At 66.2% G+C, this 6,574-nt stretch carries 5 protein-coding genes and 2 pseudogenes; 5 read left to right on the top strand and 2 right to left on the bottom strand.

Going from position 1 to position 6,574, the window contains the following annotated elements:
- Window positions 1-614 precede the first annotated feature (614 nt).
- The 4 genes and pseudogenes from HKK72_RS34220 to HKK72_RS42995 all read left to right on the top strand — a co-directional run bounded on the left by HKK72_RS34220 (window position 615) and on the right by HKK72_RS42995 (window position 3,327).
- Entirely contained in the window at window positions 615-1,403 is a 789-nt protein-coding gene (locus HKK72_RS34220) for an alpha/beta fold hydrolase (RefSeq protein ID WP_187238563.1), read from the top strand.
- 560 nt (window positions 1,404-1,963) lie between these two features.
- Window positions 1,964-2,359 (top strand): histone-like nucleoid-structuring protein Lsr2, encoded by a 396-nt coding sequence (locus HKK72_RS34215; protein ID WP_187238562.1) that lies wholly within the window; start codon window positions 1,964-1,966, stop codon window positions 2,357-2,359.
- A gap of 291 nt (window positions 2,360-2,650) precedes the next feature.
- Window positions 2,651-2,839, top strand: a pseudogene (locus HKK72_RS43000) (transposase family protein); the annotation flags it as partial.
- Window positions 2,833-3,327 (top strand): transposase family protein, encoded by a 495-nt coding sequence (locus tag HKK72_RS42995; protein WP_410050373.1) that lies wholly within the window; start codon window positions 2,833-2,835, stop codon window positions 3,325-3,327. The pseudogene HKK72_RS43000 and the gene HKK72_RS42995, both read left to right, overlap by 7 nt.
- Before the next feature lie 671 nt (window positions 3,328-3,998).
- Here HKK72_RS42995 and HKK72_RS34205 read toward each other — a convergent pair.
- Window positions 3,999-4,523 carry a pyridoxamine 5'-phosphate oxidase family protein gene (locus HKK72_RS34205; RefSeq protein WP_187238561.1) on the bottom strand — a complete coding sequence of 175 codons (525 nt, stop codon included), beginning with the start codon at window positions 4,521-4,523 and terminating at the stop codon, window positions 3,999-4,001.
- 941 nt (window positions 4,524-5,464) lie between these two features.
- On the opposite strand from HKK72_RS34205, the pseudogene HKK72_RS34200 reads away from it, so the two are divergent.
- Window positions 5,465-5,803: pseudogene (locus HKK72_RS34200) on the top strand (helix-turn-helix domain-containing protein); the annotation flags it as partial.
- Between the two features lie 130 nt (window positions 5,804-5,933).
- Here HKK72_RS34200 and HKK72_RS40300 read toward each other — a convergent pair.
- Window positions 5,934-6,428, bottom strand: coding sequence for an integrase core domain-containing protein (locus tag HKK72_RS40300; RefSeq protein ID WP_222721494.1), 495 nt, complete (start codon window positions 6,426-6,428; stop codon window positions 5,934-5,936).
- Between the last annotated feature and the right edge of the window lie 146 nt (window positions 6,429-6,574).

Raw genomic sequence — 6,574 nt, 5'->3', positions numbered from 1 at the left:
TCATACGACTGAACCGCGTGGAGGGGCAGCACGGCCGGAGCCGGTGCGAGCATGCTCTTCAAGTCCTCCGTAGGTACGGTCATCGCCATGTCGGCTGCTGGCACACGTGGAGAGGCCTTGGCGGTCTGTCCTTGATCGCCTACCTCGGACTGATCCGAACTCGGGCCGGCCTCACGGTATGTGGCTGAACAGACCGCCATGCTCGTGTTCATCGGGGTGTTCGTCGTGATGCTCGCCGGCGCCGCTGTGACAGCCCGCACCGGGGATCGGGCGTGCCCGGGCAAGCGAACAGCCCAGCCGCAATGACCGGGCTGCCGCATCAAGGCCCCAAGCGGGATGCCGCTACGGCATCAACGAGTTGCTTGGGCCAAGGCCGGCGCGTTTGAGGATGTCGCGTACGGTGCTGCGGTATTCGTGCGGCGGGGACAAGGCCCGGCCGCCATGCTCGGCGTCGCCCTCCTACCCGTCGGCATACTGCTCACCGTGGCACCCCAACCCCCCGATCACCGGCCTCTAGGCGGTCCAGCATGATCACCGTCTCAGGGCCCTGACCATCGGCGCCGGGCTCCTGATGATTCCGGCCAGCCGTTTCGACACCATGTGAGGTCCGCACCATGGCTGTAGCCATCACCCAGGACGGCGTCGCCCTCTCCTACCAAACCCACGGCCGCGGCGAAGCCCTCGTCCTACTGGCCGGACAGGCCAACACCCACCGCTGGTGGGACGGCATCAGACAGGACTTCGAAGACGACTACCACACGATCACCTTCGACTACCGCGGCACCGGGGCGAGCGACAAGCCCGATATGCCCTACAGCACGCGAGGGTTCGCCACCGACGTCATCGCCGTCCTCGACGACCTGGGCATCGACCGAGCCCACGTCTACGGGACCTCGATGGGCGGGCGGGTCGCCCAATGGCTTGCGGCCGACCACCCCGACAAGGTCGGATCGCTGGTCCTGGGATGCACCTCACCCGGAGGCAAGCACGGCATCGAGCGCGACAACACCGTCAAGAAGTCTCTGGCCCAGCCCGACAGACAGGCGGCCGCGCGGGCACTCCTGGAGCTGATGTACACGCCCGAGTGGCTGGCCACCCACCCCGGCCCGCACAACACCATCGGCGATCCGGACATGCCCGGCTTCACGCGGAGGCGCCACCTGGCCGCCAGCACCGCGCACGACGCCTGGGACGTGCTGCCCGGCATCACCGCGCCCACGCTAGTCATCCACGGCACCGACGACCTCTTCAATCCCGCAGCCAACGCACCCCTTCTCGCCGGCCGCATCCCCGGGGCAAGAATGCACGCCATCCCCGGCGCCAGGCACGCCTACTTCGAGGAGTTCCGCGAACTCGCCAGCCCCGCCGTCCTGGACTTCCTCACCGACCCCACACACGGATGACCTCAGTTCGCCCGGCCAAGAACTGGCACATGATCAGCCGAGGGGCCAGAACTCTCAACCCGTCACGCCCGCGCTGGACGTCGCCCGTACGCAGCTCGCGCAAGGCGGAGACACCGGCTCCGGCACAAGAGTCGGCACATCGACCAACCCAGATTACGACTGCCCCGGCGGATTCGGCAGCGTCGGCCTCTCCTATCGGACACGGGCCCCATCACACCGCCCGCGTTCATACCGCCGACGCCGAGCGCCAGAGAATCGCCCCAGGCCCAGGCGTTCACGTACTGTAGCGTGCCCGCTCCACCCAGAGTGCAGGCCGTGGCGAACTGGAACAGCTCAATGAAGCAGGGTTTCCGCGCTGGATTCCGACCCGATCTCACCCGCATCTGCACGCGTAGGGGCGCACTTGCCTGTCTGCACGGACCGGAGGAGATCACGTTCGGCTTCGCTGCCCGCGACGCCGTGGGAAGATCACCGACGACGATGTACATGGAGTTCACCGCCGCTCATCCAGATGGCGAGGCGGAGACTGATCGGCCATCAGGGCTCGGGAAGGGAAGTTCGTGGCACACAGAACGGTCGTTGAGCTGCTCGACGACATCGACGGCAAGCCCGCCGAAGAGACGGTGACGTTCTCCCTCGACGGCGTCACCTATGAGATCGACCTCAGCGCGGACAACGCAGACAAGTTGCGCAAGAACCTCACGCCGTACGTTGAGAAGGCCCGCAAGGCCACCGCCCGCCAAGCCGGCCGCCTAGGAAAGGCACCTAGCCGGACCGCTCAAACCCGCGAGCGGTCCGCTGACATCCGCAACTGGGCCAAGCAGCACGGCATCACCGTGAACGACCGCGGTCGGATCTCCGCCCAGGTCGTCGAGGCCTACGAGGCAGGCGACCCCAGCCTGGGCAAGGACACTACGAAGGTCTCGCAGCCCATGTTCCAGGACGCCGCCCACTGAGCGTCCTCGCTCACCCGCTCCGGTGACTCCGACCGATTCGCTCAACGGTCGCGGTCACCGGGGCGGCTCCCGCTGCGAGATAATCCTCACCGTGCTGTCTCGAGTGTCAATCTAAACTGACGGACATCGTTGACACCTGGGTCTCCGGCCACTACGGAGATCATCCATGAGCCTTTCCAAATTGATCTTGCAGGTCAGGGCGGGTGTGGCAGACCCGGACATCGATGAGGGCGAGGCTCCAGGTAAGACAGCAGTCGACCAAGACCCGATGCCCCGACCGCGAGCCTCGCTGTGCTGTCTTACCCCGCCACGATCCCGCTGTCCAGTCGAACCCTGAACCACCTCGCCGACCTGATCCGCCAACACCGCAGCCAGCATCGATCCCGCTGGCGGCGCCTCGCACCGAGTCGCCAAGCCCTGCTCGCACTGGCCCACCTACGCAACGGTGACACCTATACCCGCCTCGCCGCCGGATTCGAGATCGGCGTCGCCACCGCCTGGCGCTACGTGCAGGAAGCGATCGCCCTGCTCGCCGCGGCTGCCGACGACCTGACCACAGCCATGGACCGGATCCGCAAGCTGGCGTACGCGATCCTGGACGGCACCTTGATTCCCATCGACCGCGTCGCCGATCAGAAGCCGTACTACTCCGAAAAGCACAAGAGACGCGGCGTGAATATGCAGGCGCGGATTCCTCTGGCCGGCTCGTATGGGCATCGCCGGCACTGCCCGGCTCGGCGCACGACCTGAGCGCTGCCCGCACTCGCGGCATCATCGACGCGCTGACCAACGCAAACGTGATGACCTTCGCCGACAAGGGCTACCAGGGTGCCCGCGGCAGCGTGCGCACTCCGTTCAGACGGCACCGATACCGGCCGAAGCTGTCACCGACATCTCGGTCATTCGAAGCGACCGGATCGGCGGCCTGCTGCACGAATACCACCAGGTCGCATGAGGTGACACGATAATCGGCACCCACACCACTGGTTCAATCCCAGTATCGCCCACCATACTATCCCCAGGTCAGGATCATGATCCCGACCTGGGGATCTTTGTTTTGGGGCCGGATCGGGAGCATATCGGGAGCACGCTGCTCCACAGGGCCCCGGACACAACCCGGGTCGTGGTCTGCCCCGTGTATGGATGGTTGTCACCGGGAGCAGTTGCTCCCGGATCGGGAGCATCGCTGGTGGGCAGGGTGGGTGGTGGTCACGGGTGTGGGCGCTGCCGGTTGAGGGTGGCCCGTTGGCGTTGGAGCTTGGCGGCCCCCAGATCCTCGGTGGGCATCTCCCGGTGTACGGACGGAATCCGCTGTCCAAAACGCTGTCCGGTGCCAGCGGCCACGGCAATCTCCGGGTACGCGGACCCGCGCATCCCGGTGGATGGCCATGCGATTCCGGGTGGGCGGCCAAGAGCGGTAGCCGGTGGCCTGGAGCGATGAGCGGCACGGAGGGTCGGACTTACAGCCATGGCCGGGGATGGCCGTTCGCTGCATCCGGTAGGGCTCATCCCGTCATGGCGACCCGGGTCGGTGACGGTCCGTGACACCGTGTGCTCCGACAGCCGGCAGGCAGATACGGCACCGACAAGCCGGGCTATGCCGAGTGCTGCGGCGGCCCATCGTCTGGCTCCGACCGCGTCAGAAGCGGAAGCGGGTCAGGCCGCCCGGTTCCGTCGCCAAGACCACGGTGGCCGAGCATGGCTCGATGCGATACACGTTCCACGGCGGTGAACCTTGCGACGGTGCATTGAACGGGGCAGTGATGCCAGGCCCGCTCTCATCAGGCTCCGCCGGCCAGCCGTTGTCCGCCCACGCCTTCGCAATGTGCGCCAGTGCACCCGGCTCGGTTACCCGCGCCGCGTCACCCTCTATCACGACGTCCGCGTCGCGGATCGACACCGCGACCGAACACCGCGGATCGCGCGCGACGTTGCGCCCCTTGCGCGTATCCGCTCCCGTCTGGAACCAGAACGCGCCGTCCACCCAGAGGGCACCGACCGCAGTCACATGCGGGCTGCCGTCCTCGTTGACGGTCGACAGCCACGTCGTGCGGGAGTTCGCCGCGTCCGGTCGTGGTGTCGACCCCGCACCGAGCTTCTCGACAACAGCGGCCCAATCCACTGGTGGCAGCCCATCCGCCTTACCCAAATTAATGATCTCCATATCCAGAACCTACATGCCCATTCTTCCCCGGCAAGCGCAATCCGCAACGAGATTCGCGGCCGTGCGTAGGCGTAGGTCGACGAACTGGCAGCACGCTGACGGATCCGCGCTCCTCCCGTCACCGGCTAGAAGCCGACGTCGGCGTACCGATCGCGCGAACTCGACAACCTATTTCAGCGCCCGCCGTCACAGAACATTACGGTCGCTCCCTGCAACGATGCACCACTGCGTCCAGTCAAGACCGCCCAGCACCGACAACTGCCCGCCTCAAACCGACCGCCGTACCATATCTGAATGGCCACCTGCCAGGAGCTGAGGCGACCGCTCACCGGAAGGGCCTTGTGTCCGTTTACCTGGATGGGCTTTCCGCCGGCCACGACGATACGGTGCTGCTATGGGACATGGCCGCCCGTGCACGGTCGCCGTATTCGTCAGTCAGAGACGTTGGCGCGCTTGGGGTGTCGGCGGCCTAATCGCGGACGTCGTTGTTCTCATCCTCGTTCATGGCTTCGTCATCCATACCACGGATTAGCCCGCGGCGGCATCACCGCGAGTCGCACCAACCCGTCACATCGCTCAGTTAGAACCGTCAGTCGATTGCTCGCTCGACGATCGTCTAAAGATCTTTAGGTAGTCTTCCCGGTCCTTGTCCTCCGCCGGAAGATGGGGCTCAAGCACAGCGATGGCGCACCGTTTCGAGCAGACGACCGCGGCGAAGGGGTGCCGTATGGCGGCGGTCGTTGGGCCTCGGCCGGCGCTCTCACCGAACTGCTGGACCTCTACCTCCTTCAGCTCTATCCAGTGGTGCCTCATCGTGAGATTGGTGGTTCTGTGCGCTGGCAGTCCGGGTTCGCGCACCTTGTGTCCATGCGGGCGTCCTCTCGTCGAGCGGTAGAGGTTACCGAGTCTTTCAAAGCGCATCGGGAGGAGGGGAAGAACCCGCCCCGCAGGTGTTCGGCACACTGGTCGCCTCCGTGCGCCGCCAGGGAACTGGTCTCCCGTGTCGTGGCCGGCCGTGGTCACTGCCGCTGGGGGACCGGGTCCTGCTGGTCGCTGCGTACTGGCAGACGAACCTCACCCTGCAGCAGCTCGCACCCTGGTTCGGGGTGTCGAAGTCGGCAGCGAGCCGCATCATCAACCATCTTGGGCCGTTGCTCGGACTACAAACCGCGCACGCGGCTCCGCAAGGACACCGCGCTGATCGTGGACGGCACCCTGGTTCCACCCGTGACGACACGGTCGCCGAGCAGTCGAAGAATTACCGGTACTCGACCAATCATTAGGTCGTCATCGATGCCGACGCCCAACTGGTCGTCGCTGTCGGCCGGCAACGGCCGCCTGACTCCGACGAGCCAGCGGTCACGCCGTTCGATTCGCCGATTCGTCGGCGGAAAGTGCTCGACGGTGTGATCAACGAGTATCACAGGGCCACGTAGGCGACCTTACGTATCCCCAGGTCAGCCCCCCTCGACAAGTTTTGGAGCAGTACAGGCCCCGATGGGGTCGGTGCCTGTTGTAGTGCCGCTGGTAGGCGGCCAGGACCTGTCGGGCGTGGGCCTCGCATGCCCAGCCCGGCGGCGAGATTCGATCGCGGCGAAGCGGGACTACAGCGCGCGGCGCGCCCGTACCGGGCGACCGCCGACGAAGGCGGCGCTCAAGCTGGGTGCCGGGAGTAACCGGGAAGATCTCCCGCCACCGGTGACGGGATATCACGTTAGACAGTGCCGCCAGCCAGAATCGGTCGGCCGGCTCGTAGCGGACCGGGCCGGCGATCTGACGGCGCAGGACCTCGTTCTCGTGCCGCAGCACGAGCAACTCCGCATCCTTCACGGCCTCGCTGCGCAGCAGCACCCCCGGGACGGACAGCAGCCTGCCGACCACCTTGTACACCAGTGAGACGATCACGTGGACATGCTGCCATCCGCGACCGAATCGCTACCTTGTGCAGGCGGGCGAGGTGGTCGGACTTGTGGTCGGTGCAGCCGCGCAGTGGGGCACGGTGCCGGGTCCGGGGTGCTCGCGTGGTCGGAGGTGGTGGTCATCCCATCTCA

It is taken from the genome of Actinomadura sp. HBU206391, from assembly GCF_014323665.1.
GTDB lineage: Bacteria > Actinomycetota > Actinomycetes > Streptosporangiales > Streptosporangiaceae > Actinomadura_C.
This window is presented reverse-complemented; position numbering and strand designations above follow the sequence as displayed.

Bases quoted from the DNA above. Each gene is read 5' to 3' on its own strand.
- HKK72_RS34205 (WP_187238561.1), bottom strand. From the start codon at position 4,523: ATGGAGATCATTAATTTGGGTAAGGCGGATGGGCTGCCACCAGTGGAT.
- HKK72_RS34220 (WP_187238563.1), top strand. From the start codon at position 615: ATGGCTGTAGCCATCACCCAGGACGGCGTCGCCCTCTCCTACCAAACC.